We start from the raw sequence: 26,182 nt of genomic DNA, 5'->3' as shown, positions 1-26,182 counted from the left end.
TATTGTGATGATATTGCCAACGTTCCGATGTTCGTCCATGAACTGCATTCTTTTTGTTATTTCATCTACAAGTTAATTTTTGTCAGGATTGACAGAAATGTTCGCTTTCACCATAGAGCACACCAACAACATCCTGTATAATGAAAATGGTTGTATCAATTTCAGAAAGGCTTGTTTCCTTGTTTTCAGGTTCAAAAATCCACACTCGTTAAATTAATAACATAATTTTCACCAAATCTATTGTTTTTTTCAAACGATGGCATATAATAGAATTAAACATGAAAGGTTCATCATGTTAAACAATTACATGAGAATCATTCGTTATTAAATTATCATATGGAGGTTATTATGAAAGGAAAAACCATTCACGATATGAGAATTGGTGATCAGGAATCCTACGAAAGAACCGTCACAGAAACAGATGTTGTTCTATTTGGCGGTATTTCCGGTGATCTGAATCCCGCACATTTCAATGAATCCTATGCGAAAGAAACCATGTTCAAGGGAAGAATTGTCCATGGCATGCTCACCGCCTCTTATTTTTCTACCGTTCTTGGCACCCTTCTTCCAGGACCTGGCACCATTTATCTTGGACAGGACTTGAAATTCACGAAGCCAGTGCGGTTTCAGGATACCATTAAGGCTGTGGTGACAGTATCAGAGATCCTGGAAGAGAAAAACATCGTCAAACTGGACACCATTGCATACAACCAGCATGGAGACGTTGTGGTGAAAGGCACCGCTACCGTCATGCCACCAAAATAGGAGGACCATATGAATTTTGAACTAAACAAGAAACAAGCCCTATCCCTGAAATTATTCAAAGAATTCTCCCTGAATGAAGTGAAACCCTTGGCTCAGGAAGTTGATGAGCTGGAGCGGTTCCCTGTGGAAACTGTAGAGAAAATGGCAAAAATAGGAATGCTGGGCATACCAGTACCGGAGAATTATGGGGGCTCCGGTGGTGACAACCTGACCTATATCATGGCCGTGGAAGAGCTTTCCAAGCATTGCGCCACCACAGGCGTCATTGTATCCGCTCACACCTCTTTGGCCTGTGCTCCTCTTCTGGCCTTCGGTACAGAAGAGCAAAAAGAAAAATATCTGCTTCCTTTGGCTTCCGGTGATAAACTTGGCGCATTTGGCCTTACAGAACCCAATGCAGGTTCCGATGCAGCCATGCAGCAGACCACCGCAGTGCGGGAAGGAGATTTCTATAGAATCAACGGCTCTAAGATATTCATCACCAATGGCGGATATGCGGATACCTTCATCGTCTTTGCCATGACCGACAAGCAAAAAGGAACCCGAGGCATCTCTGCCTTCATTGTAGAAAAAGGCATGGAAGGTTTTTCCATCGGAAAGACAGAACATAAACTGGGCATCAAAGGAAGCTCCACCACTGAGCTGATTTTTACAGATCTCATGCTGCCTGCCGAGAACCTTTTGGGACAAGAAGGAAAAGGATTCGGCATCGCCATGAAGACTCTGGATGGTGGTAGAATCGGTATCGCAGCGCAGGCTCTGGGTATCGCCCAGGGTGCCCTGGATGAAGCCATCAAGTACATCAAAGAACGTAAACAGTTCGGAAAACCCCTTTCTGCTTTCCAGAACTCACAGTTCCAGATCGCAGACCTTCAGACAAAAATTGATGCTGCAAGACTTCTTACCTACCGTGCTGCGGTTCTGAAGGACGAAGGGAAGCCTTATTCCACAGAAGCTGCCATGGCAAAGCTTTACGCCTCTGATATTTCTATGGAGAGCACAAGAATCTCCCTTCAGCTTCTGGGCGGTTACGGTTATACCAGAGAATATCCTCTGGAAAGAATGTTCCGTGACGCGAAAATCACTGAGATCTACGAAGGCACATCTGAAGTTCAGAAGATGGTCATCGCAGCATCTTTACTGAAGTAAAGGAGAGAAATGATGAATATTGTAGTACTTTTAAAGCAAGTTCCAGATACCACAGAAATGAAGATAGACAAGGAAAAGGGCACGCTCATCAGAACCGGCGTCCCCACCATCACCAATCCAGATGATCTGGCAGGTCTTGAAGCAGCCCTTCAGATCAAGGACAGACAAGGCGCTAAAGTGACTTGCGTCACCATGGGACCTCCACAGGCAGAATCTATGCTGAGAGAACTTTACGCCCTCGGCGCGGATGAGTGTGTGCTCATCAGTGATGGAAAGTTTGGCGGTGCAGACACCTGGGCAACTTCCAATACCTTGGGCGCCTACCTTGCTACGATTCCTTATGATCTAATTATCGCAGGCAGACAGGCCATCGATGGCGACACCGCCCAGGTAGGTCCTCAAACCGCCGAAAAGCTGAACCTGCCACAGATTACCTATGTGGATGAGATTCTCACCATCTCAGAAGAGAAGATCAGAGTACGCAAAGCGCTGGAAAACCGATATGAAATCCTGGAGTCTGAGATGCCTTGCCTCATCACCACACTCAGTTCCATCGCCAAACCACGCTATATGCATGTACGTGAAATCATGAAGGCTTTTGATAAACCGGTGACGGTCATCACCAATGAGCATTTGAATCTGGAACAGAAAGACATCGGCCTCAAGGGCTCCCCCACAAAAGTAAAGAAGACCTTCACCAAAGAAGTCCATAAAAATTCAGATGTGCTGACTTTAGAGCCAAAACTGGCAGCGGCGAAAATTCTGGACGTGCTTCTTGAGAACCAGTTTATCGGAAAGTAGGAGGAAGTAGAATGAACATACAGGACTATAAAGATCTTTATGTATTCATCGAACATGAAGAGAATAAAATACACGAAGCAAGTTTAGAGCTTCTCGGAGAAGCCAGGAGACTGAAAGAAGACAGACCATCCCTCAACTATCAGGTGGTTGCCGTTCTTCTCGGAGAAGTGAGTGAGGATCTTCTTTCAGAGCTTGCCGCCCGGGGTGCAGATGAGACCGTATATCTCCACCATAAAAAACTGAATGAATACAGTACACTCCAGTATACCCATCTTCTCCATCAGATGATTGAGGCAAGAAAACCCGATATCTTCCTGATTCCTGCAACGGTTTTAGGCAGAGACCTGGCACCGAGACTTGCTGCCAGATGTGATACAGGTCTTACAGCAGATGCAACAAAGCTGGAGTTTGATCCAGAAAATCCAGACTCCTCCCTCCTTTATGTCACAAGACCAGCCTTTGGCGGAAATCTCTTTGGCACCATCATCAATGAGACCAAAAGACCTCAGATGACCACCATTAGACCTGGCGTCATGGATAAAATGCAGAGGAATCCCGCTCTCACCGGAAAAGTGTCCATGCAGGATGTAAGCCTTGATGGACTGAAAGATCCTGTGAGCATTCTGGAAGTGTTGAAGAAGGACCACATGGCCGTGGACATTGCCAAGGCAGATATCCTCATCTCAGGCGGAAGAGGCGTTGGCGACAGATTCGACCTTCTGCGGGAATGTGCGGATATGATTGGCGCTGAAGTGGCAGGTTCCAGAGCTGCTGTAGATGAAGGACGAATTGAAAAGGACTACCAGGTAGGACAGACCGGAAAAACTGTAAAACCTAAAGTCTATATTGCCTGCGGCATTTCTGGCGCTGTACAGCACCTGGCAGGTATGGAGAAATCAGACTACATCATCGCCATCAATAAAGATCCGGATGCGCCGATCTTCCAAGTAGCAAACATCGGACTTGTCGGAAATGCGTTGGAAATCCTTCCGCTCCTCACAAAAGAAATCAGAAACTATCGGGAAAGGCCTTCATAGGCCTTTTCTTTCCTTTGCAGAAGTGTTTCACTGCATGCTCTTTTTTCCGTAACTGTTTACAAAACTGTCGCACTTGCGATAGAATACCCATAAATAACCCATGAAAGGACGGTTTAGCAGTAATGAAGACTTATCCAAAGAAAGACATTCAGACTACAAGACTAAAAATCTCCTACCTGGAAGCAGGAAATTTTGAGAAAGAACCACTCCTTCTTCTCCATGGAAACACCTCTTCCAGTCTCTTTTATGTGCCTACCGTGGAGATTCTGGAAGAGCATTTCCATATTTACGCTCCAGACTTACGAGGCTATGGCCATACAGAGAAGCTTCCCATTGATTCCACCCAGGGGATGAAAACCTGGTCTGAAGACATCCGAAGCTTTGTGGATGCTCTCTCCATCAAAAACCCCCATATCATCGGCTGGTCCATGGGCGGCGGGGTTGCCATGCAGTATACGCTGGACTATGCGGATGAAGTAAGAAGTCTTGGTCTGATCAACCCATTGTCCCCTTACGGATTCTCTGGCACAAAAGATGCAGAGGGAACCATCACCACAGCATCCCATGCTGGCACCGGCGGTGGCTTTGTGAATCCGCAGTTTGTAGAAAATCTCAGAACGAAAAATAAGGATCTTAATGACCCCACTTCCGCTCCAAATGTATTGAAGGGTCTCTTCGCTCCCACCTTTACCCTGTCAGAAGAAATGAAGGATACCTTTGTGGACTCCATGTTTCTCATGGAGATTGGGGAAGGGTTCTATCCTGGCAGTTCTCAGCCCGCCCCAGAGTGGCCCTTCTTAGGTCCTGGCACAACAGGCATCGGCAACACTATGAGCCCAAAATATGTCAACTTGTCCAGCATCAAAAACCTGCCCGTAAAACCCCCTGTAATCTGGTTTAGAGGCGTTCAGGATAAGATTGTCTCTGATCAGTCCTACAGTGATGTGGGATTCCTTGGGCAGCTGGGCATTCTGCCAGGCTGGCCTGGACTAGAGGTCTATCCTCCACAGCCTATGGTTTCCCAGACAAGAAGCGTCTTTGAGGAGTATCAGAAAAATGGCGGCCGCTTTGTAGAGGCTGTATTTGAAAACTCGGGTCACAGCCCTCAGATTGAGGAACCGGAGAAATTCGTCACAGCATACCTCACATTTTTAGGAAAATAGTTTATTTTTTAGAATACTCCACGGGCGTATATGATATACTGATTTTTGAAGAAAAAATGCATCCTCCACTTATGGAACCTGATGCTTATGAAAGAGGTATATAATGGAACTGAAAGAAATTCTAAGAGCCATGCTCTTTATCACCGCTGCTGTTTCCTTCGGCATCTCTATTCTCAGCTTTTTCACGTACATGAAACTGAAAAAGGTACCGAAGAAAGAACGAAATCTCATGGAGTTTCAGAAGGTGAACCAGTATGTGAAACTGGGCCAGGTCTCCCTGGGCATTGCCACCACAGCTCTTTTAGCAGCTCTTTGGCTGTCATAATCAAACAATAAAAAAGAACGTAGTAAGGATTTCGTCCTGCTGCGTTCTTTTTCTATCTTCTTAATAGAGGTCTTTTTTTAGTTTTTTCTCCATGGGCACAAAGGAAATGCCATAAATCTCCTGGACCTCCTCTTTCAACGTAAAACCCAGGGCTTCATAAAAGGGCACTGAAGACAGCGTGGCATTGAGCCTGATGACTTCTCCCTCCTCCATCCGGCTTATCAGAATCTCCTCATAGAAAGTATAGAGGGCTTTCCCAATGCCTTTACCTCTTCTTTTTACGTAGAGATGCGTAAGAAAGAACCCTTCTGCACAAAGAACGCCAACAAGATCCAGTTCCTCATCAAAGGCCCCCAGAAAAACAGTCTTCTCATCGGACAGAATTTGCAGAAAAGCATCTCTGGTCTGCATGTTCAGAAAGCTGTCCACGGCACGTTGAGAAAGTCCTCTTGACTCCGTTTGAAGAAACACTTCACGAATCAGAAGAAGCGCTTTCTCCACTTCATGACCATGAAGCAATCTCACGTTCATCGATACCTACCTCCAAAAAGTTCAAAAGCAGGCTCTTTTCATAAAGCCTGCCTGAAATGCGATTTGATTCATCAGCTCTCCTTGGTCCATGACTTGGGCACAAGAAGCGCAATGATGGTGAAATGCTCCAGTCTGCCCAAAAGCATCACCAAAGAGAGAAATATTTTTGTAAAGTCCGAGTAGTGTGCAAAGGTCAGTGTAGGTCCCACAGAACCAAACCCAGGGCCGATGTTATTCAGCGTTGCAGCCACCGCTGACATAGAACTCTCCATGGTGCCTCCTTCGAGAGAAACCACAAGAGATCCTACAACGAAAATCACCAGGTGTATGGCTGTGAAACTGTTGATCCTCGCAATGATCTCATTGGAGACAATTTTGCCGCCCACCTTGATGGGAATCAGTGCCCGAGGATGAAAAATCTTTGACACCTCTCTTTTGATGAGTTTCAGAACAATCATAATTCGGATGACTTTCATTCCCCCGGCGGTAGATCCAGCAGATCCTCCCACAAACATCAGGAAAAAGAGAATCATTTTGCTGAAGGTGGGCCATAAGTCAAAGTCCACTGTGCTGAATCCTGTGGTGGTCATGATGGATGAAACCTGGAAAAAAGATTCCCGGAGCCTCACCAGAGCATCTCCACCAAAGGTCATAAAAAGATTCCATGCAATCAGCACCACGGAACTTCCCACAAAAAAGAGATACAGCCGAAGCTCACGGTCCTGAAGAAAGTCTTTGTATTTCTTTCGGAAGAACAGGAAGTACAGCGAGAAATTCACGCCGGACAGCACCATGAAGATGCCTGTCACCACCTGAACATAAGGGCTGTAGCTTGCCAGACTGTCATTTCTCGGACCGAAACCTCCCGTACCCACTGTACCGAAGGTAATGACAAAGGCGTCCAGAAGAGTTACCCCTCCGAGTAGTAGAAACAGCACCTGCATCGCAGTCAGAAGAATATAGGAGACATAAAGAACCCTTGCAGTATCTTTCATACGGGGCACAATTTTCCCTGCCACTGGCCCTGGGGACTCCGCTTTGAAAATCTGGAGGCTTCCCACGCCAAGGGCTGGAAGAATCGCCAGGGTAAACACTAGGATCCCCATTCCACCGATCCAGTGGGTCATGGAGCGCCAGAAGAGGATGCCTTTATCGAGGCCATCCACATTGGCAATGACAGACGCCCCTGTAGTGGTAAATCCAGAGACGATTTCAAACACGGCATCAATATAAGTGGGGACACTGCCCGATGTCCATAAAGGGATGGCACCGAACAGGGAGATCATTACCCATCCCAAGGCAACAATGACGATGCCGTCCTTTGCCCGGATATGATGATCATTTTTTCGTCTTAACTTTGCCATGAGGATACCGAGTATCACCATGACCACAATGGTCCAGATGAAGGGATGATGAGCATCCCCGCCATAAGCATAAGAAATAAAGATAGAAGGGGACATGAGAAGGGCTTCAATCAGCAGAATACTCCCTAGCACCTTTATCACGATTCCATAGTTCACTAAATAGTCCTCTCTTTCCTGGAATAAACAGTTTCTTTAAGTTCTCTGTGTCCTCCGCCAAGGAGAAGACAACGATCCGGTCATTGGGATGAATCACAGAGGACCCCTTAGGAATAATCACTTCACCATTGTGCACAATGGCACCAATGATGAGCCCCTTGGGCAGGTGCAGATCCTTCAGCGGTTTCCCCAGGTACGGCATATCCGGTGTCGCAATGATCTCTGTCACTTCTCCATCCCCCCCCAGGAGCAGAGAAACAGAAAGGACTTTTCCACCACGCACAAACTTCAGAATATTGGATGTAGTGATGTTCACAGGATTCAGCGCTGCGTCAATATCCAGTTTATCGATGATTTTGGTATAATTTCTTCGGCTCACCTTCGCGATGCATTTTTTAACACCATACTGTTTTGCCATAAGAGCCATGAGAAGATTCTGCTCGTCATACCCGGTGGAGCCGATGAACGCATCCATCTGGTCAATGTTCTCTTCCTCCAGTATGTTCACATCCGTTCCATCCCCATGAATGATCAGCACGTGCTCCAACGTTTCCGCAAGTTTCAGCGCACGGACTCTGTCCTGCTCAATGAGGGTAACACCAACACGGGCTTTCGAAAGCTCTTTTGCCAGGTAGTATCCCACATTACCGCCACCGATGATCATCACATTATCCACATGAGTGTCCGGAGTGATCAGTTTATGCTTTTTGCTGAGCTTCAGAAGATCCTCTTCTTTTCCAATAATATGGACCACATCATCCGCTGCAATCTCTGTATTTCCGTTTGGAATGATCAGTTCGCCCTCTCTTGAAATCGCTGTGATGATGAGCTTGTCAAAATCTTCCAGCTCAAAAAGTTTTTTGCCAACAAAAGTGCTCTTATAGGAGCACTTGAAATCAATCATCTTCACGCGGCCATCTGCAAAATCACCGGAATAGAACATGATATTTTTAAGCAGATACTTTGAAATGGACGTTGCAGTGGCAAGATCCGGATTCATGATAAGATCTATCCCCAGTTCATGACGTACGAAAGTAAGCTGCTCTGTATATTCCGGATTTCTGATTCTTGCAATGGTCTGATTACAGCCCAGCTTTTTTGCAAAGGTGCAGATGACCGCATTGGTCTCATCATTCTCTGTACAGGCAACAATAATATCATATTCCTCTATATTCATTTCCTTCAGCATGGTGATGCTGATTCCGCTGGCCACAACGGTCAGTACATCCAAATGCTCATTGATCTTCTCAATGACTTTTGCATCACTGTCTACCAGAGTAACATCCATATTTTCTACGGTCATAGCTTCAGCAAGCTTTACGCCAAGCTTACCCGCGCCTACGATCATTACTTTCATAACTCCTCCAATAACGTTTATTAGAGATATTGTAACATAAGAATGGAGAAAACATTCAAAAAATACCGATCATTTTCGTGACCGGTATTTTCGATTCTTAAATAATATGAATCTACTATGTTTTATTCTATAGGAAGCTCAATTCTTGTCAATAAATCTTCTGCACTCTTTACATCCATGGGAGAGTTATAGTAGATCTCATAAGCCATCCCCTTCGCCTTGTACCCATGGAGACTGATATATGCATTCATTTCATCATAAACTGCATTCATTTTCTCATAGTTACCTTTGTACATGCAGGACACCATTTTCCCCTGAACGATCTCGGAAGGGCACAAATCTCCTTCACCAGGTAGCACATCTTCTACAGGAAAACCAATCTCCACATCCAAATGCTCCATATCCAGATTATAGTAGCAGACAAAAGGGGGCCCCGCGGGGTTCACATCCATCTCTTTCAAAAACAGCATAATTCTCTCATAGGTTTCACCGATGAGCTGTGGAAGCTTACTTAGGGAAGAAATTGTTCGGACACTCATGACAGGCTGAAAGTGCTGCTCTCTTACTTCGATGGCATAGCGTGTTTCTGTCATTATAATCCCTCCTATATGAATCGGATATAGTTTATCACAAAATCTTTTCTCTTTCGTGAAGATTCTGTCAAGAAGTGTTCATAACATGAAAAAACAGCCTAACACCGTTAGACTGTAATTAATGGTAGCGGGGGCAGGACTTGAACCTGCGACCTTCGGGTTATGAGCCCGACGAGCTGCCAACTGCTCCACCCCGCGATATTCAATAACTTGGTGCTGAAGACCGGAATCGAACCGGTACGGTGTCGCCACCGCAGGATTTTAAGTCCTGTGCGTCTGCCAGTTTCGCCACTCCAGCGTATAAATAAAAATGGTAGCGGAAATAGGACTTGAACCTACGACCCTTCGGGTATGAACCGAATGCTCTAGCCAGCTGAGCTATTCCGCCACATTTGATGCCGCCTTATCTTCGCGACAAAATTAATTATATAGCATGGTAAATGCCTTGTCAACAGCAAAAGTAAAAAATAATGCCCAGAAATCTGGGCATTAAAGCGTCTTCAGCGAAATGTATTGAGAGCCATCACTTAGCTTCTTCTGCTCTTTGTTCTGACTTCCTGTTTCTTTTTGTAATCAGACATCACTTCTTCACTTTCCTTCATGAATTTGGACATGATGTCTTCAAAATTATTGGAAGCCGGCTTCTTTTTTTCAGGCGCACTCCACTCCACCTCAGCTGGTCTGCTGCTTCTCTTAGGAGCAATCTGGACACCCTGTTTGATGGATAAGCTGATTTTGCCGTTATCATCAATTCCTAAAACTTTGACCTGTACCTTGTCGCCTTCTTTGATAAATTCTTTGATATCCTTCACGTAGGTGTCAGCCACCTCGGATATGTGCACGAGCCCGGTTTTACCGCTCAGATCAATAAAAGCGCCAAAGTTCGTGATATTTACGACAGTTCCTTCTACAATGTTTCCTACCTCTAAGGTCATGTTAATAAGAATCCTCCTTAAAATTAAAAAAATATATGTACAAACCCGATCAGTTGCCTGACGAGTCAATTACCGGTACTTCTCCTGGTCTTAAAAGACCAAGTCTCGTTCTGGCACTCCTTATAGTATAATCTTCAGTGCCTATGCTGTCCACTATATTTGCCAGTTTTTCATTCTCTTCCATGACCTTTTCCAGCTTAACGGATTCTTCTTTCATATTTTCCCTGATATGTGCCATCATCACCTGCTGTTTATACACAGTCAAGGAGATGACCCCCACAAAAAGGATCAGAAGCAATCTGATTAGAACTTTCCCCCACCTCATGGCAATCCTCCTAGCGTCGGAAAGGATTTTTACTCCTCTTCGTCTGTATCTTCTTCCCCTTCCAGGATTTCGTACATCTTGGAAGCATCGTCTTTTCTTACATGTTCTGCAATGTTCAGGATCTTTGCTTTGATGCTCTTATCCTTATACGCAATTTCAATGATGTCTCCTTCTTTGACCTCTGTGCCTGCTTTTGCAATCTTGCCGTTGATGGATACTCTTTTTCCATCACAGGCTTCCTTTGCCACAGTCCTTCTTTTTATAATTCTGGATACCTTCAGATATTTATCTAGTCTCAATATGATCACCTCTGTCGTCACAATGCTTGAAATATTTTTATAAGTTCATCCATTGTGTATATTATATATTTTGATGGAACTAATGTGAAGCAAAACTTTGATATTTCAGTAACTTAGACCACTATATAGAATAAAAAAAATAAGAGGGCAGAAGAAATTCTTCTACCCTTCCTATCATGACTACTTATTTCTTCTTCTTAGGAGCAGCCTTCTTCTTCTTAGGAACTACGTTTACTTTTTCCTTGAAGTCTTTACCAGGCTTGAAAACTGGAACCTTGGATGCAGGAATCTTAATCTCTTCCTTGGTTCTTGGGTTTCTTCCAACTCTTTCTTTTCTTTCTCTTACTTCGAAGGTACCAAATCCAACGAGTTGAACTTTTTCACCCTTCTCAAGAGTTCCTACCACAGTGTCAAGAAAAGCCTTCAGGAAAGCCTCAGAGTCTTTCTTGGTAAAACTGGTAGATTCAGCCAATGCAGCGATTAATTCAGCTTTGTTCACAATAAATTCCTCCTTAATATTGTTTAATAATGGAATCTACTGTTATTATTCTACAGAAAACTCTGAAACCCTTTATTTTAAAGCGTTTTTTTTAGAATTTTTCTTCTTTTTTTGCTTTTTCCCAGTATTCATCCAATTCTTTCAGCGGAAGATCCTGAAAGACCCTCTGATCAGCCTCTAGGAGCTCCTCCATCCGGGTAATTCTTCTAATGAACTTATCGGATGTTTCATTGATGGTGATTTCAGGATCCGCCTGAAGGAACCTTGAAAGATTCACCACCGCAAACAGAAGATCTCCCAGTTCTTTTTTCACATGTTTCTCATCCTGATCCTTCAATGCCTGTCTGATTTCGAGAAGCTCTTCCTCCACTTTCAGGAACACATCTTTGATGTCATCCCAGTCAAATCCGTATTTCCGTGCTTTTTTCTGAATTTTTTCAGCTCTGGACAGGCCTGGGTAATATTTCGATATAGCCCGGAGGGAATCACTTAAAGTCTCCTCCCCTTTTTCTTTCTTCTTCAAGGCCTCCCACTGGATCAGCACCTCATCTGAAGTCATATCCCTGTCTTTCTGGAACACATGGGGATGACGGTAGATCATTTTTTCAGAAACCACCTTCACCACTTCGTGAACGTTGAACTCTCCTTCCTCTTCTGAGATGGCACTGTGGAGCAGCACCTGCAGCATCACATCTCCAAGCTCTTCCCGGAGCGCATCAAAGTCTTCAAGATCAATGGCTTCTAAAGCCTCATAACTCTCCTCAATGAGATAGGGCTTCAAGGACTCATGGGTCTGCTCTTTGTCCCAGGGACATCCATTATCCTTATCCCGTAACCTCTTCACAATGTTCATGAAGTCATAGAAGCTGTATTTTCCTTCCATGGGCGGCACATAGACACTGGTGAGATCATCTGCATCCCTTTGGCGGTCCAGCTCATACAGAGGGATCCTTCTGATGACTTCCTCCTCCGTGCCCGCAGCACGGATATAGAAGATTTCATCCTCATCATTCAAAAATGCATTCAGAGCAATCTTTACTCTGCTGGCAATATAGGGAGAAAACACCTGAGTGATGAGCGTTCCTTTGTGATAGTCCGGCACCTCATCTTCAATCCCCAGAGCATCCACAATACGGAATCCATTGATGGGATCCACTTCCAAAGCTTCAAAAACTGCATCCACAAAGCTCACTGCTGGATGGATTTTATAGGGAATGCCTTTCTCCTTGCATTTTTCTATAAGGAGAAGGACAGACTTCTCCGCCACCAGCGGATGTCCTGGAACCCCATAGACAAAGGTTTCCTTCTCCCCTTTACTGCTCAGAAGGTCTGCTATGGTGCTGTACACCTCATCAAAAGTCTCCGATTTTTCGTAGACTGAATCAAACGCTTCATAGGAAATCCCTTCCTCCACCAGATAAGAGACCGTGGGATGTTTTTCTGTTCTCAGAAATACCTCATTGCTTTTCAGCGCTTTTAACGCGCCCAGAGTCAGTGCATCGCTCTGTCCTGGCCCAAGACCAACAATATGAATCATAATTTCACCTCAACTACTATACTTAGCTATATTATAGCACAGCCCGGGGAGTGGACTGAAAAAGAAAAAACCCGGGATTTCTCCCGGGCACAAAATCTCATTAACGGATTTTATCCTCATACACTTTGACGTTCAGCTCTTTCTTCCATTCTTCCATGGTGGAAAGGTACTTCTCGCTCTTCTTGTTTGCAGTGAGTGTGGAAGTGATGCTTTCCTTCACATCCTCCAATGGCTTCTGCACTTCTTCTGCTTGAATACCATCCACTTTGATGATATGGTATCCTGCTGTGGACTTCACAACATCAGAGATTTCATCTTCCTTCAGCTTCTTCACATGGTCCATGAAATCAGCATAAAGCTCTGTGTTCTCATAGCCATAGTATCCAAGAAGTCCGCCGGCCTCTGCAGAAAGGTCTTTTCCGTATTCTTCTGCCATCTCAGCAAAATCTTTGCCGTCTTCCTTGATGAGCTTCAGGACTTCTTCGCCCTTAGCTTTAGCTTCATCATCATTACCGAAGTAAATATGATAGATATTAGCACCTGCTGGTGTCACATAGTTCTTCTTGTTGTCTTCATAGTATTTTTCGATGTCTTCGTCAGAGACGGTCACATCTGCCATGATGCTCTCATAATACTTGCTTCTGACAATGTCTTCCTGTACAAAAGTCTTATAGGTCTCTTCATTGAATCCAGCTTCTTCCAGAGCTGCCAGATACTTTTCATCATCGCCATAGGTCTTCTTCACCTGGTCAATTCTTTCTGTCACTGCCTTGGTGATCTCTTCTGTATCAGTCTCCATACCGGATTCTGCAATCTTCTTGTCCAGAATTCTCATCTCCACAAGACTGTTCAGAATGTCCACCTTCAGATCCTTGATGACCTGCTTTCCTTCTTCCTGTTCGAGAATTTCTTCTCCATACTGTACCTTCAGGCTGTCGATGTAGGACTTTGCTTCTGTATCCACATCTTTCTGAGTGATCTCCACATCTCCTACTTTTGCAAGGACAGTGGCATCAATGGATTCCTGTGTTTCCTCCACAAGGCCGCATCCCGCTAGGACTGCAGTCAATACGGAAGCCGCAAGGACCGTAACTACTTTTTTCTTTAAAGTGATCAAGTTTTTTCCCTCTCTTTTACTCTCGATTTCAGTTCCAGACTCATCATATCTTTTCTTTGTTACAATGGTGTGACACATTTCATAATTATATAGTCTTTAAGCCACTTTTGCAACTTTTAGAGCGCACTGAGCTCTTTCATCATTTTTGTCAGGAACATGATGGTTTCATCCCGGTCTTTTTCCAGGTTTTTCACTGAAAAACCGGGGGTGCTTCGGATAAATTCCACACGTTTGCTGTATTTTTTCATCAGATGTGATACTTTTTCTTCTGTGAGCTTTTCAGAGCTGACAAAAGTCACCAGGATATCTTTCATGCGGTCCTTGAGTTCAAGAACCCCTGCTCTATTGGCATAGAACTTCAGACGGGCGATATCCATGAGATTGTAGAGTGAATCCGGAATGTCGCTGAACCTGTCCAGCAGCTCTTCCTTGATGTCTTCATAGTCTTCCTCACTCTCCATGGATGCAATTCTTTTGTAGACTTCGATCTTATGCATCTCATCGCTGATATAGCTGGAAGGTATATAGGCATCCACACGGATGTCGATGGTGGTATCGACTTTTTCCTCTTGAATCTCCCCTGTGAGCATTTTTATGGCGGTATCCAGCATTTTCACATAAAGATCATATCCTACCACAGACATCTGACCATGCTGGGCTTTCCCCATAAGATTGCCCGCGCCTCTGATCTCCAGATCCCGCATGGCAATTTTAAAGCCGGACCCAAGTTCTGTGAAATCCTTCAGCGCTCTTAGCCTCTTTTCCGCAATCTCTGTAAGCACCTTGTCCTTCTTATAGGTCAGATAGGCATAAGCGATTCTGTTGGTTCTGCCTACTCTTCCACGGAGCTGGTAAAGCTGGGAAAGTCCGAGCTTATCCGCATGGTCCACAATGATGGTATTGACGTTCTGAATGTCCATTCCTGTTTCAATGATGGTGGTGCTGATGAGGACATCGGTATGTCCGTCCATGAAATTCTTCATGGCATTCTCCAGCTCTCTTTCATTCATCTGACCATGAGCCACATCAAATATCACTTCAGGAACAAGCTTCTGAAGATAACTGTGCATCACATGAATGTCATCCACTCTGTTGTGGACAAAGTACACTTGTCCGCTTCTGGCCTTTTCTCTTAAGATGGCATCACGGACCAGCTGCTCATTAAACTCCACCACATACGTCTGAATGGGATACCGTTCTTCCGGAGGTGTTTCAATCGATGAGATGTCCCGGATTCCGGATAAAGACATATGAAGCGTTCTTGGGATTGGTGTTGCAGATAAAGTTAAAACGTCCACATTTTTCTTGGCGGATTTCAATTTTTCCTTATGGGCTACACCAAACCTCTGCTCCTCATCCACAATGAGAAGCCCCAGATCTTTAAACTGCAGATCTTTTGAAAGGATCTTATGGGTTCCGATGATGATGTCCACATTTCCTTCCTTTACCCGCCGCATGGTTTCCTTCTGTTCTTTTGGACCCCTGAACCTGGAGATCATATCAATCTTAATGGGGAATCCCTTAAAACGATTCCTAAAAGAGTGATAATGCTGCTCCGCAAGGATGGTGGTAGGGACCAGCACCGCCACCTGTTTTGAGTCCATCACCGCTTTAAACGCAGCTCTCATGGCCACTTCTGTTTTTCCATAACCTACGTCTCCACAAAGAAGACGGTCCATGACCCGCTCCCGTTCCATATCTCTTTTGATTTCCTCTGAGGAGCGCAGCTGATCTTCTGTCTCATCATAGGCAAACTCATCCTCAAACTGTCTTTGCCATTCGGTGTCTGGTGTGAATGGATAGCCTTTGACCTTTTCCCGCTCTGCATAGAGCTTCACCAGGTCCTCCGCAATCTCATCCACCGAGCGTTTTACCTTGGCCTTGGCTTTGCTCCACTCCTGACCGCCCAGCTTGTTGATTTTTGGCTGTTTCCCTTCCGTACCGATGTAGCGCTGGATCATATCCAGCTGCTCCACAGGAATGAAGAGCTTGTCGTTCTTGTCATAGGAGATTTCTATGTAGTCCCGGACAAGACCCGAGGACTCCAACTGCTTGATGCCAAGAAAAACGCCAATACCATGATTCACATGAACCACGTAATCGCCCTTTCTCAGCTCAGTGAAGCTTTGGATCTTTGAAAGACCTTTGCCCTTTTTCGGAGATTTCCGTTTCTTTCTTTTGGCTTCGCCAAAGACTTCCTTGTCCGAAATCAGAGAAAGCCTGATATCTGGAAACTCAAATCCACGGAGCTGGTTTCCGAAGGTTATGATAACATCAGAATAATCCAGGGTGCTTAAAGTATCCTTATAGACAGACTCAATGTCCTTGTCTCTCAATATATCTACAAGTCTTTCTCCTCTAGGTCTTGTACCCGCAAGGATCACCACTTTGTATCCTCTTCGTTTTCTGTCTTTGATGTCATCAATGAGAAGATCCAGCTGTCCCTGATAATTGTAGATGGTAATCTGATTGAAGTTCACAAGGCTTCTTGGGGGCAAAAAACGCTCCGTCTTCTGGAACTGGTTCAGTGTGATTACATCTTTATTTTTCAGGGTCTCCAGCAGCAGATCTTTCTCCAGCATGAGGCTGCCTTGGGAAGGCATGATCTCTCCACGGTGAAGAAATGCATCATAATCCTCCTGAAACTCCTGATAAACAGACTCCAGCTTTCCTAAAGAATGGGCTGTATCATCCACAATGATTTTGGCCTCTCCCATGAAATCAAAAAAGCTGGAGGGCTTTTCAAAAAAGAAGGGCAAATAGGCATCGATGTTTTCAAAGAACACGCCTTCCTTGAGGTATTCCAGATTGCTCGACACATGACCCTTCAGCTTTTCAAAGGCTTCGTTGTCATATCCCTTGCGCTTCTTCTTATCCTTCAGGATGTCCTGAAACTCTTTTTCAATACGCTCCGCGCCTTCTTTCATCCGCTCCTCTGTGAGAATGAGCTCTTTTGCTGGGAAGATCTCAAAGGATGGCACCTGCTCGATGCTTCTCTGGTTTTCCGGATGAAAGGTTCTGATGGAATCAATCTCATCTCCAAAAAGCTCCACACGGTAGGGCTGGGCGCTGTCAGGTGGGAAGACATCCAGGATGCCCCCCCTCAGTGCATATTCTCCTTTGCCTTCCACAAGCTCCACTCTAACATATCCGGCGCTTTGAAGTTTTTTGCCTACTTCTTTGAGATTGATCTCCATCCCCTTTTCCAGGGAAAAGTGATAGGCTCTGAAATACTCATACGGCGCATACTTTGCAGTCAGCGCATCAATGGTGGTGACAACGATTTTCTTCTTGCCGTTCTGCAGGGCTTTCATGACCTTTAAACGCTCCCACCGGAGGTCTCCCGAAATGGCATCGATGTTATAAAACACCAGATCCTTTGCCGGGAAATAATACACCTCATTCTCATATAGAAGAAGATCTTCATAAAGATTCTTCGCATCCATATCCTTGGATGTGAAGATGAAAATGCTGTCTTTTTCTTTTCCGAAGAGTGTAGAAATAAGGTATGCCCTTGCAGACTCTGATACACCAAATACGCCTACTGGGAACTTCTTCTCTTTGATGCTTTTACGGAGCTCTTTGAACGAACCATCCTCATAAAGCCTCTGTCTTAGTCCTTCTAATCTCACATCATTCACCTACTCCGCTCTAAACCCGTTATACTCACTGATGGCTGAATCGATCCCATGATCGAGGATCGCATGCACTGCATCCACTGCTGCAGAGATGGTTTTCTCCATCTTCTCTTCTTCCTCCTCCTGGAACTTTCCGAGCACATGATGGACTAGATCATGCTTCGGGGCCCCAACGCCCACTTTAATTCTGGGGAAGTCTTCTGAAGCCAGGTGAAGGATGGTGCTTTTGATGCCATTGTGCCCACCTGCACTTCCTTTTTTACGGATTCTCAGTTTCCCTACATCAAGGCTCACATCATCAAAAATCACCAGTACTTCTTCATTGGGAATCTTATAAAAATCGGCCGCTTCCACGATGCTCTCCCCAGAGAGATTCATAAAAGTCTGCGGTTTCAGAAGAATCACTTTCTTTGTGCCAATTCTTCCTTCTGCCACCTTGCCTCTGAATTTATTTTTATCAAACTGAACATTCAGCTTCTTTGCCAGTTCATCCAGGACCATAAATCCTGCATTGTGTCTGGTCTTCTCATATTCTTTTCCTGGATTGCCTAGGCCAACGATCAAGTGCATCACCCAGCTCCTCCTTTATCACGCTAAAAAACGGTTCTTTTTCATATCCTATACATTATACTATTTTATCCACTTTTTGTTTACAAAAACCTTACTCCAGGAATCTGAGGTTCTACATTGAACACCTGCAGCAGTCAGGTTCATAAAAAAAAAGAGAACTTCACGTCCTCTTTAGTCCACACTGGTCCCGTATAGGGTGGCTTCCACTTCAATGATTTCTGAAACCCTCCTGAAACGAATTTTTACAACATCCCCCACTTTTCTGGTTTTGATGTACTCTTCTATGGTGGTGCTGGTTTCGATGGGCAGATTGTCTATGCTTAGAATGATGTCGGTAGGTCTTAGACCCGCACGGTCAGCAGTGCCTTCTGGTGCGATTCTCTGCACATAGAATCCGCTCTCTTCTCCTTCCACTTCAGGGATCAGATCTCCATAGACCCCAATGAAGGGAACCAGGTCTTCTCCTGAATTGATAAGGGACCTTGCAATATTTCTTGCCTCATTGGCCGTGATGGCTGCGCCAAGACCGCTTCTTGATGAGCTGGAAAGCCTCAAGCTGTTGAAGCCCACCACTTCTCCGTTCATATTAAGAAGCACTCCTCCGCTGTTGCCCGGCGTTACTTTGGCATCTGTTTCGATGCCGAACACCTTCACATCCCGGTTGTCATAAGAGAGGATGGGATACGCTTTATTCACCGTGGACACCACCCCAAAGGTCAATGTCCCCCGATCACTGTCTCCGAAGGGATTGCCCATGGCGATGACCGACTGGGCCACTTTCACTGTACTGGAATCGGAAAACTTCGGCGGTCTTAAACCTAACCCTTCTACTTGAAGCACAGCCAGCCCGGAAGCGGTATCTCTCCCGACAACCTCAGCCTGATAGATTCTGTCATTGTCACGGTCTGTTCTGATAAAAATTTCTGAATCCGTGAGACTTGTCACATCATAGGGCACAAGTATGTACCCTTCAGAGTTTATCACAACGCCGGTATAGACGCCCTCATAACTGTCTCCGTAGAAGAGCTCCGGATTAGTGGCTACACCCACCAGAGAAAGGGACACATCCTTATAGATCTCCCGGATCCGGGTTCGGTCGTAAAAGGCATTCCCGAAATTATCCAGAGACTTCCGGATCATCTGGGAAAAGTTGCTGTTGTCATCAATGACCGGAGGATTCTCCTGAATTTTTCTGGACACATAGGTTGCTGTGGTCACTGAGGTCACAATGACCACAATGAACAGCGTAATCAGTTGGAAGGCTCCATTCTTGATTCTTGATTTCTGGTCCAAACGGTAACGGATCTCTCCAGATTTCGCATGGTCCTTCTGTCCGTTATTCTCTATTTTATTGTCTCTGTCCAGACTGTTTTTATCTTCCATGTTCTACACTCCTAGGTCATACTGAGGGTAAACGTGAACTGAACCCCTTGCGGTTTGTTCTCCACCCAGATATCTTCACCAAACTGCGTGATGATGTTTCTAACAATAGGAAGTCCAAGTCCTGTGGATACTTTATTGGTCCTGGATTTATCCCCTTTGTAGAATCGGTCCCAGATATTTTTGATATCGTGGTCCGGAATGGCGTTTCCATCATTATACACACTGACAAGAACCTTCTTTCCTTTGGTTCTGGTCTGTACTCTGATGTTCCCGTTATCCGGGCAATGCTTGATGGAGTTATCGATGAGGTTCGTCATGACTTGGATGAGGCGGTCTCTATCCCCTGCGGCATAAAGGTGGTCTCCCTCCAAGGTGACATTCACTTTAAGCGCTTTATCATCAATCTTTGTTTCAAACCGGGTGATGCACACCTTCACAATCTCATTGATGTCCAGCTCAGTCAGCTTGAAGGAGAATTTTCCCGATTCCATGGCAGAAAGATCAAGCAGATCATTCACAAGACGTGTGAGCCTCTGGATCTCATCATAGACAATCTTCAGGTAATACTTCTCCTTGTCCATGGGGATGATCCCATCCAGAATCCCTGCGATGAACCCACGGATAGATGTGATGGGAGAGCGCAGCTCATGGGATATATTGGACAGGAAGTCACGACGGTTCTTGTCCGTTTCCTCGAGAGACTCCGCCATGGAGTTGAAAGACTCTGAAAGCTGGCCGATTTCATCAGAAGAAGTCACAAGAACTCTTTGCGTCACTTCACCCTTCGAAATCTTCCTGGCGATGGTGTTCAGTTCTGCCAGAGGCCTGAACAGCATCCTTTGGGCAAGATAATAAATGAATATAATCGACAAAATCACAGCAAGCGCTGTGATACTCCAAATTCTGAGATAGATTTCACGTAGAGGTGCCTCTATGGACTGCAGGGGTGTGTACACCACAATCGCTCCCTGATAAACGCCATTGTTCTGAATGGGCTTGATATAAAGAGACATCTCCTCTTTCGTGATGGGGTTCATCTCCCCATTGATTTCAATAGAATTGCCCTCTACCAGCCGGTCCCTGTCAGGAAAACTGAATCTTGTGAACATGAGACTTTCATAAGCCTCGTTGGTCACGAAGAAAATATACCCGGAAGCGTCCACCAGGAGAATATCCCCTTTTTCAACACCTTTCACGAGAGACAGGTTTCGCATGAGCTCCGTATCATCTATTTCCTTATTAAGATATAAAGGGACACTGGAGGAGGCAAGAATTGCTGTCTCCTCCAGGTCCGCCCTGTTCTTTTCCAGAAAATAACTTTGGAACCATAGTGAAAGAACAACAGCTATCAGAACATACCCTACAGTTACAACCATGGCAAAGGTTGCAACGAGTTTTGTTACAAGAGAACTGTTTTTCATAGTTATTACTCCCTACTATTTGACTTCGAACTTATAGCCAACGCCCCATACGGTCTCCAGCTGCCAGTTCGGTCCGCCATGAAGCTTCTCACGAAGACGCTTGATGTGCACGTCCACTGTTCTGGAATCTCCTGGATAGTCATATCCCCATACTTCACAGAGAAGCTGCTCTCTGGTGAATACACGGTTCTTGTTGGAAGCCAGGTGATAAAGAAGTTCAAACTCCTTCGGTGGCATTTTTACATCCTGGCCTTTATAGACCACATTGTAGGAATTGACATCGATGTTCAGTTCTGGGAAATTGAGCACTTCTTTTCCGCCGCCGTCTGTGTTGAATCTTCTCATGACTGCTTTTACTCTGGCCACAACTTCCTTTGGCTCAAAAGGCTTCACCATATAGTCATCCGCTCCCAGTTCAAGGCCCAGAACCTTGTCAAAGGTATCTCCCTTTGCTGTGAGCATGATGACAGGCGTGTCATAGTCTTTTCTGATCCATTTGAGAACATCCACACCATCTATATAAGGCAGCATGATATCCAGAAGCACCAGATCCGGTTTGTAATCCACAAACACTTCCTGGGCTGCTTTTCCATCTGCTGCTACACGGATATCATATCCTGAGCTTTGGAGATACATTTTAAGGACTTCGCTGATGTTTTCATCGTCATCGACTACCAGAATTTTACCAATTTTACCTTCCATGTTACATTCCCCTTTCTCGTTTAGATTCAGCTCATGTGAATCAATCTATCTCTATGATAGTATAAAAACGGCTTAAAATCTCGCTCTTCATAATTATTTCATGTTATCCCCCTGATTATTAACAGATTATACTTATTCTAATGTATTAACATTCAAAGGGCATCCTTTATCACTGTCATGAACATCCGGTTCATGAGGATATCCATATTCTGATTTTTACATATTTTCACCTCATTTTAATGTGGAATACACATGAATACGATATAATAGTTGAAAAATTAACATACTGAGGTGAGCCTAATGATAATTGAAGTGTCCAATCTGAAAAAAAGCTATGGTCCTCTCGTGGCAGTGAACAACCTCTCTTTTCATATTGAAGAAGGCGAAGTCTTTGGACTTCTCGGCCCCAATGGCAGTGGAAAAACAACAGCCATCAACTGTATGCTGTCTCTACTGGACTTTGAGGAAGGGAGCATCCGGATTTTTGGCAAGGAGATGCAGCCCGATGCTTATGATCTCAAAAAGGACATCGGCGTTGTCATGCAGGAAGTGGCCGTTTTCCATGAGCTCACGGTGTACGAGAATATCGATTACTTCTGCGGTCTTTATGTCTCGGACAAATTAGAAAGAAAAAAACTGGTGGAAGAGGCACTGGACTTCACAGGACTTCAGGAGTTCAGAAAGTTTTTGCCAAAAAAGCTTTCCGGAGGACTTCTCCGCAGACTGAACATCGCCTGCGGTATTGCCCATAAGCCAAAGCTCATTTTTCTCGATGAACCCACCGTGGCTGTAGACCCTCAAAGCAGAAACAGTATTCTGGAAGGGATTTTGAAACTGAACAAGGAAGGCTCCACCATCGTCTACACCTCCCACTATATGGAGGAGGTGGAAACCATCTGTTCCAGAATCATGATCATCGATAAAGGAGAAGCCATTGCTACAGGTACCAAGGAAGAGCTGAAATCCATGATCCATCTGGGCAGTAAAATATCCTTTGACGCCTCCACCATCGAGGAGGCTCAGCTGGAAAAGCTTGCCTCTCTTCCCCACGTGACAGAAGTGAAGAAAAACGGAACCTTTGTGACCCTTAGAGCCTCTGAGGAAAATGGAACACTTGAGAGCATTCTGGCATTTTTAAAAGCGGAGCAGATCCCCTACAACAATATCCATTCAGAGATGCCCACTCTAAACGACGTGTTCCTGGAAATCACCGGAAAAGAACTCCGGGATTGAGGTGATGAAAATGTTTATGCATGTTTATAAATACAGGCTGAAAAAGCTTCTCCGGACAAAGGAGATGATTTTCTGGACCCTTGCCTTCCCCATTCTCCTCTCTGTGTTTTTCCATCTGGCTTTCCAGAACCTGGACCGCGCAGAAGCCTTTGACCCCATCGCCACCGCTGTGGTGGCAGATGCAGCCTATCAGGAAAACAGCTTCTTTCAAGAGGTGCTAAAGGAAGTTTCCAGCGGCCAAGAGCCCCTTTTGACATACCGCGAGGTAACCTTGGAAGAAGCGGAAGAGCTCCTTGGAAGTGGAGACATCTACGGTTATTTTCTGGTGGGAGATCCCATCGCCATGACCGTAAAAACCTCCGGCCTCTCCCAGAATATCCTGCGTCTTTTCCTGGACCAGGTGAACCAGCGCTTCTCGATGATCAAAAGCGTCTCTATGATTAACCCTGAATCCATGGAGAGCTTCGTGAAAGCTTTGGGGGAGTCCGTGACCTATACCATTGAAAAAGAAAAGAGCACAGCGCCACCCAGCCAGATCCTCAATTACTTCTATTCCCTTATCGCCATGGCTTGTATGTACGGCGCATTCTTCGGCAGCGATGAAATCACAGACATCGAAGCAAACATCAGCATGCGAGCAGCAAGAATCCAGGTGGCTCCTGTACACAAGCTGAAGGCTTTTGCGGCCAGCTCACTGGCATCCTACACTGTGCTTCTTGTGAACACCTCCATTCTCCTTCTGTTTCTTGCCTATGTCCTTGGCATCGACTTTGGAGATCGGGCTTTTTACATTGTGCTCACAGCCTATGCAGGCACCCTCACAGGCATCACTTTTGGCTCCTTCATCAGCAGCCTGGTGAAGAAAAACGAGAACATGAAAGCTGCAGTCATTGTGGCTGTGACCATGGGGGGCTCTTTCCTGGCTGGTATGATGTACGCTCAGATGAAGTACATTGTTTATGATAAAGCCCCGGTGCTTGCCTACCTGAACCCAGTAAACCTCATCACGGATTCTTTCTACTCTCTCTACTATTTCACAGACATGGGCAGATACTTCCAGAACCTCGCACTTCTTGTTGTGATGACCATCGTCTTTGGACTGGGCACTTATCTATCTTTAAGGAGGCGCCGCTATGCAAGTATTTAACGTCAGCATGAAAGTATTAAAGAGAAATGCGCCTTCCATCCTCATCTATCTTGGAATCTTCCTGGGTCTTTCCCTGCTCTTTGCCTCAAACTCCTCAGAGCAGGAAGCAGAGTATGCTTCCTTTGAAACGGTGAAAACTCCAGTGGCTCTCTTCCTGGAAGAGGATACCCCTCTGACAAGGAGTTTTGAAGAGTATCTACAGGAGAATGCCTATCTGGTAACAGTGAAAGATGAGGAAAAAACTCTGGCAGATGCCCTGTATTTCCGCATTGTCACCTACGTCATCAGAATCCCGGAAGGGTTCACGGATAGTTTTCTAAATGGAGAACCTCTCCCCATTGTAAAAGAGACACTGCCCGATGCCATCACCAACATCTACACGGATCTTTCCATAGAGAATTTTTTCAACACCGCAAGAGTCTATCGAGAAAGCCTGCCGGATGCCTCTCTTCCGGAAGTGCTGGAAAAGACAGTATCCACCCTTTCTGTGAAAACACCCGTAAAGGTGGAAACCTATGGTGGAGAAAAGCCCAGCAGCTATACGAGATTCTACTATAACTACATGTCCTATTCCATGGTGTCGATCCTGGTGCTAGGCACCAGCATCATCATGCTTCTTTGGAGAGATCTCCCTCTACGAAGGCGCACAGAAATCTCTCCTTTGAAAAAGTCTTCCATACAGCTCCAGAAAGTGCTGTCCTTAGGGGTCTTTACGCTGCTGACCTTTATGCTTCTCAATGTTTTTTACTTTCTGGTGAACAGAAATGCGGTACTGGATGACAAAACACTGCTGCACATGGGTAATTCCTTCATCCTGGCCTTCACTTCCATGGGGATGAGCTTTCTTGTAGGTACCCTGCTGAAAAGCAGAAACGCCATCACGGCTGTCAGCAATGTGGTTTCTCTGGGGCCTTCATTCATCAGTGGTGTATTTGTGCCTCAGGCGCTTCTTGGAGAAGGGGTGCTCACCTTGGCAAGGGTCACACCAACCTACTATTATGTCACAGCCAATGAGCTCATCGCCACTCTTGGTTCCACCATGAATCCGGACATTTATATCCATATGCTGGTTCTGGCAGCCTTTGGTGTTTTGTTCTTTCTTCTGGCTTTCTACTTTGGTCAGAGACATAAAATCGCCCGATCGGTCTAGAAAATTTATACTACAAGCCCCTGCGGCACAAGAGTGATATGCTCCTTTTAAGAGAGACAGTGAAAAAGAAAAACACTGTTCATCATGAAGGGAGCATTTATTATGGCACACACAACAAAGGCATCGCCAGAAGAATAAGTAATGCTCGTATAGAAGTACTTGGAGGGAGAGATATCTTCAACAGAAGCAAGTGAGATTGCAAGAGTAGATTATGCATCCTTTAGGGACTGGGTATGTATCCACAGATTATTATTTACCAGTATTCGGACGAGCCTCTTCAGCCAACCTGAAGACTTGTCCACAAAGAAATATATCCTTGAGAGTATGGATCTGGGAAGAGTGGACATATCAATCCCAGCAGCCTTCTTGAGCACGGTATATACACCAATCAAACCACCCACCAGAGCGTCCGCTCTGTGATAGAACCAGCTTCTAATTTTGTGGATGGTGGATTCTTCTAGGGGAACCTCCTGAGTATCCTTCTCGATGATCTTCTCCAGGATCTCAGCTGCATGTATTTATAAGGAACTAGGATATCAGGTAATTCGTGGTGGATCTTCCTGCAAACGTTGTTAGGACATCTCATTCTTCGAACAACAAGGGTTTGTCTACTTCCAGTAGCTTCTATCGAGTACCGCCTTCTAGACCCTATTATTTCAAGTTCTCCCATACAGATTGGGCATACACTTTTCTCCATACTCCTAACCAAAAACACTCTTTTCACTATTCCATTCAAATTTAAAGTTTGTTATAATTACGATGCTATTAAGTTAGTAAGGGACTCTTCCAAACACTCTGGGTAACATGAGGTGGAAGGGTCTCTTTCTATTTCTCCTTAAGTATTCTTAAGGACAGTGCATTCGTCTATTAACGGACAAACAACTCCGTCATATTTATGTCATTTCACGAGAGCAAAAACACCATTCTCTTTGCATAAAGCGTTTCTCATCTTAATTTTCGAACAAAAAAGCGACCAAGATTATAC

The 26,182-nt window shown here is 45.0% G+C and carries 25 protein-coding genes and 3 tRNA genes; 9 read left to right on the top strand and 19 right to left on the bottom strand.

The window, feature by feature from the left end:
• The first annotated feature begins 348 nt into the window (after window positions 1-348).
• The 6 genes from BM243_RS07200 to BM243_RS07175 all read left to right on the top strand — a co-directional run bounded on the left by BM243_RS07200 (window position 349) and on the right by BM243_RS07175 (window position 5,240).
• On the top strand, window positions 349-765 hold the full coding sequence (locus tag BM243_RS07200; RefSeq protein WP_031574846.1) for a MaoC family dehydratase: 417 nt from the start codon (window positions 349-351) through the stop codon (window positions 763-765).
• Window positions 766-774: 9 nt separating this feature from the next.
• Window positions 775-1,914, top strand: a complete 1,140-nt coding sequence (locus BM243_RS07195) for an acyl-CoA dehydrogenase (protein ID WP_074911707.1) — start codon at window positions 775-777, stop codon at window positions 1,912-1,914.
• Between the two features lie 12 nt (window positions 1,915-1,926).
• Window positions 1,927-2,715, top strand: coding sequence for an electron transfer flavoprotein subunit beta/FixA family protein (locus BM243_RS07190; RefSeq protein ID WP_074911706.1), 789 nt, complete (start codon window positions 1,927-1,929; stop codon window positions 2,713-2,715).
• Between the two features lie 11 nt (window positions 2,716-2,726).
• The gene (locus tag BM243_RS07185; protein ID WP_074911705.1) at window positions 2,727-3,752 is read left to right on the top strand and encodes an electron transfer flavoprotein subunit alpha/FixB family protein; all 1,026 of its coding nucleotides are present in this window, start codon (window positions 2,727-2,729) and stop codon (window positions 3,750-3,752) included.
• 122 nt (window positions 3,753-3,874) lie between these two features.
• The gene (locus BM243_RS07180) at window positions 3,875-4,915 is read left to right on the top strand and encodes an alpha/beta hydrolase (protein WP_074911704.1); all 1,041 of its coding nucleotides are present in this window, start codon (window positions 3,875-3,877) and stop codon (window positions 4,913-4,915) included.
• Between the two features lie 103 nt (window positions 4,916-5,018).
• The gene (locus BM243_RS07175) at window positions 5,019-5,240 is read left to right on the top strand and encodes a hypothetical protein (RefSeq protein WP_074911703.1); all 222 of its coding nucleotides are present in this window, start codon (window positions 5,019-5,021) and stop codon (window positions 5,238-5,240) included.
• Between the two features lie 60 nt (window positions 5,241-5,300).
• Here the strand turns inward: BM243_RS07175 and BM243_RS07170 are convergent, their stop codons facing one another.
• From BM243_RS07170 to BM243_RS07085, 18 genes are all read right to left on the bottom strand, one after another.
• A complete protein-coding gene (locus BM243_RS07170; RefSeq protein WP_074911702.1) occupies window positions 5,301-5,771 on the bottom strand; it encodes a GNAT family N-acetyltransferase in 471 nt (156 codons plus the stop codon).
• A 71-nt stretch (window positions 5,772-5,842) separates the two neighbouring features.
• Window positions 5,843-7,291: a TrkH family potassium uptake protein gene (locus tag BM243_RS07165; protein WP_074911701.1), complete on the bottom strand. Its 1,449-nt coding sequence runs from the start codon at window positions 7,289-7,291 to the stop codon at window positions 5,843-5,845.
• The gene (gene trkA, locus BM243_RS07160; protein WP_074911700.1) at window positions 7,242-8,648 is read right to left on the bottom strand and encodes a Trk system potassium transporter TrkA; all 1,407 of its coding nucleotides are present in this window, start codon (window positions 8,646-8,648) and stop codon (window positions 7,242-7,244) included. The genes BM243_RS07165 and trkA overlap by 50 nt, the downstream gene beginning before the upstream one ends.
• A 122-nt stretch (window positions 8,649-8,770) precedes the next feature.
• A complete protein-coding gene (locus BM243_RS07155; protein WP_074911699.1) occupies window positions 8,771-9,241 on the bottom strand; it encodes a GyrI-like domain-containing protein in 471 nt (156 codons plus the stop codon).
• A gap of 122 nt (window positions 9,242-9,363) precedes the next feature.
• Window positions 9,364-9,439, bottom strand: a tRNA-Met gene (locus BM243_RS07150).
• Window positions 9,440-9,452: 13 nt separating this feature from the next.
• A tRNA-Leu gene (locus BM243_RS07145) sits at window positions 9,453-9,539 on the bottom strand.
• Between the two features lie 13 nt (window positions 9,540-9,552).
• Window positions 9,553-9,629: transfer RNA gene (locus BM243_RS07140), tRNA-Met, on the bottom strand.
• Between the two features lie 139 nt (window positions 9,630-9,768).
• The gene (locus tag BM243_RS07135) at window positions 9,769-10,176 is read right to left on the bottom strand and encodes a S1 domain-containing RNA-binding protein (protein WP_074911698.1); all 408 of its coding nucleotides are present in this window, start codon (window positions 10,174-10,176) and stop codon (window positions 9,769-9,771) included.
• Window positions 10,177-10,225: 49 nt separating this feature from the next.
• The gene (locus tag BM243_RS07130; RefSeq protein WP_074911697.1) at window positions 10,226-10,501 is read right to left on the bottom strand and encodes an FtsB family cell division protein; all 276 of its coding nucleotides are present in this window, start codon (window positions 10,499-10,501) and stop codon (window positions 10,226-10,228) included.
• Window positions 10,502-10,530: 29 nt separating this feature from the next.
• Window positions 10,531-10,800 carry an RNA-binding S4 domain-containing protein gene (locus BM243_RS07125; protein WP_031574875.1) on the bottom strand — a complete coding sequence of 90 codons (270 nt, stop codon included), beginning with the start codon at window positions 10,798-10,800 and terminating at the stop codon, window positions 10,531-10,533.
• Between the two features lie 184 nt (window positions 10,801-10,984).
• On the bottom strand, window positions 10,985-11,299 hold the full coding sequence (locus BM243_RS07120; protein WP_031574878.1) for an HU family DNA-binding protein: 315 nt from the start codon (window positions 11,297-11,299) through the stop codon (window positions 10,985-10,987).
• 91 nt (window positions 11,300-11,390) lie between these two features.
• Window positions 11,391-12,836, bottom strand: coding sequence for a bifunctional methyltransferase/pyrophosphohydrolase YabN (gene mazG, locus BM243_RS07115; RefSeq protein WP_074911696.1), 1,446 nt, complete (start codon window positions 12,834-12,836; stop codon window positions 11,391-11,393).
• 100 nt (window positions 12,837-12,936) lie between these two features.
• Window positions 12,937-13,953 (bottom strand): peptidyl-prolyl cis-trans isomerase, encoded by a 1,017-nt coding sequence (locus BM243_RS07110; RefSeq protein WP_074911761.1) that lies wholly within the window; start codon window positions 13,951-13,953, stop codon window positions 12,937-12,939.
• 116 nt (window positions 13,954-14,069) lie between these two features.
• Window positions 14,070-17,585 carry a transcription-repair coupling factor gene (mfd, locus tag BM243_RS07105; protein ID WP_074911760.1) on the bottom strand — a complete coding sequence of 1,172 codons (3,516 nt, stop codon included), beginning with the start codon at window positions 17,583-17,585 and terminating at the stop codon, window positions 14,070-14,072.
• Window positions 17,586-17,594: 9 nt separating this feature from the next.
• Window positions 17,595-18,161 carry an aminoacyl-tRNA hydrolase gene (pth, locus tag BM243_RS07100; protein ID WP_074911695.1) on the bottom strand — a complete coding sequence of 189 codons (567 nt, stop codon included), beginning with the start codon at window positions 18,159-18,161 and terminating at the stop codon, window positions 17,595-17,597.
• Between the two features lie 171 nt (window positions 18,162-18,332).
• Window positions 18,333-19,544: a S1C family serine protease gene (locus tag BM243_RS07095; RefSeq protein WP_074911694.1), complete on the bottom strand. Its 1,212-nt coding sequence runs from the start codon at window positions 19,542-19,544 to the stop codon at window positions 18,333-18,335.
• A gap of 11 nt (window positions 19,545-19,555) precedes the next feature.
• Window positions 19,556-20,965 carry a sensor histidine kinase gene (locus BM243_RS07090; RefSeq protein WP_074911693.1) on the bottom strand — a complete coding sequence of 470 codons (1,410 nt, stop codon included), beginning with the start codon at window positions 20,963-20,965 and terminating at the stop codon, window positions 19,556-19,558.
• Window positions 20,966-20,980: 15 nt separating this feature from the next.
• Entirely contained in the window at window positions 20,981-21,667 is a 687-nt protein-coding gene (locus BM243_RS07085; protein ID WP_031574897.1) for a response regulator transcription factor, read from the bottom strand.
• A gap of 300 nt (window positions 21,668-21,967) precedes the next feature.
• Here BM243_RS07085 and BM243_RS07080 point away from each other — a divergent pair, with 300 nt between their 5' ends.
• From BM243_RS07080 to BM243_RS07070, 3 genes are read left to right on the top strand one after another with little or no spacing between them, the layout of a single operon-like run.
• On the top strand, window positions 21,968-22,900 hold the full coding sequence (locus BM243_RS07080) for an ABC transporter ATP-binding protein (RefSeq protein ID WP_177213478.1): 933 nt from the start codon (window positions 21,968-21,970) through the stop codon (window positions 22,898-22,900).
• Window positions 22,901-22,910: 10 nt separating this feature from the next.
• A complete protein-coding gene (locus BM243_RS07075) occupies window positions 22,911-24,047 on the top strand; it encodes an ABC transporter permease (RefSeq protein WP_074911692.1) in 1,137 nt (378 codons plus the stop codon).
• Window positions 24,034-25,197: an ABC transporter permease gene (locus BM243_RS07070; RefSeq protein WP_074911691.1), complete on the top strand. Its 1,164-nt coding sequence runs from the start codon at window positions 24,034-24,036 to the stop codon at window positions 25,195-25,197. The genes BM243_RS07075 and BM243_RS07070 overlap by 14 nt, the downstream gene beginning before the upstream one ends.
• Window positions 25,198-25,654: 457 nt before the next feature.
• Here BM243_RS07070 and BM243_RS15240 read toward each other — a convergent pair whose 3' ends face one another.
• Window positions 25,655-25,894, bottom strand: coding sequence for a DUF6431 domain-containing protein (locus tag BM243_RS15240; protein ID WP_177213477.1), 240 nt, complete (start codon window positions 25,892-25,894; stop codon window positions 25,655-25,657).
• Window positions 25,895-26,182 lie beyond the last annotated feature (288 nt).

Origin of the sequence: Proteiniclasticum ruminis (assembly GCF_900115135.1) — a bacterium.
GTDB classification, from domain to species: Bacteria; Bacillota; Clostridia; order Clostridiales; family Clostridiaceae; genus Proteiniclasticum; species Proteiniclasticum ruminis_A.
The sequence above is the reverse complement of the archived record's forward strand: the minus strand, read 5'-3'. Positions and strand labels throughout refer to the sequence as shown.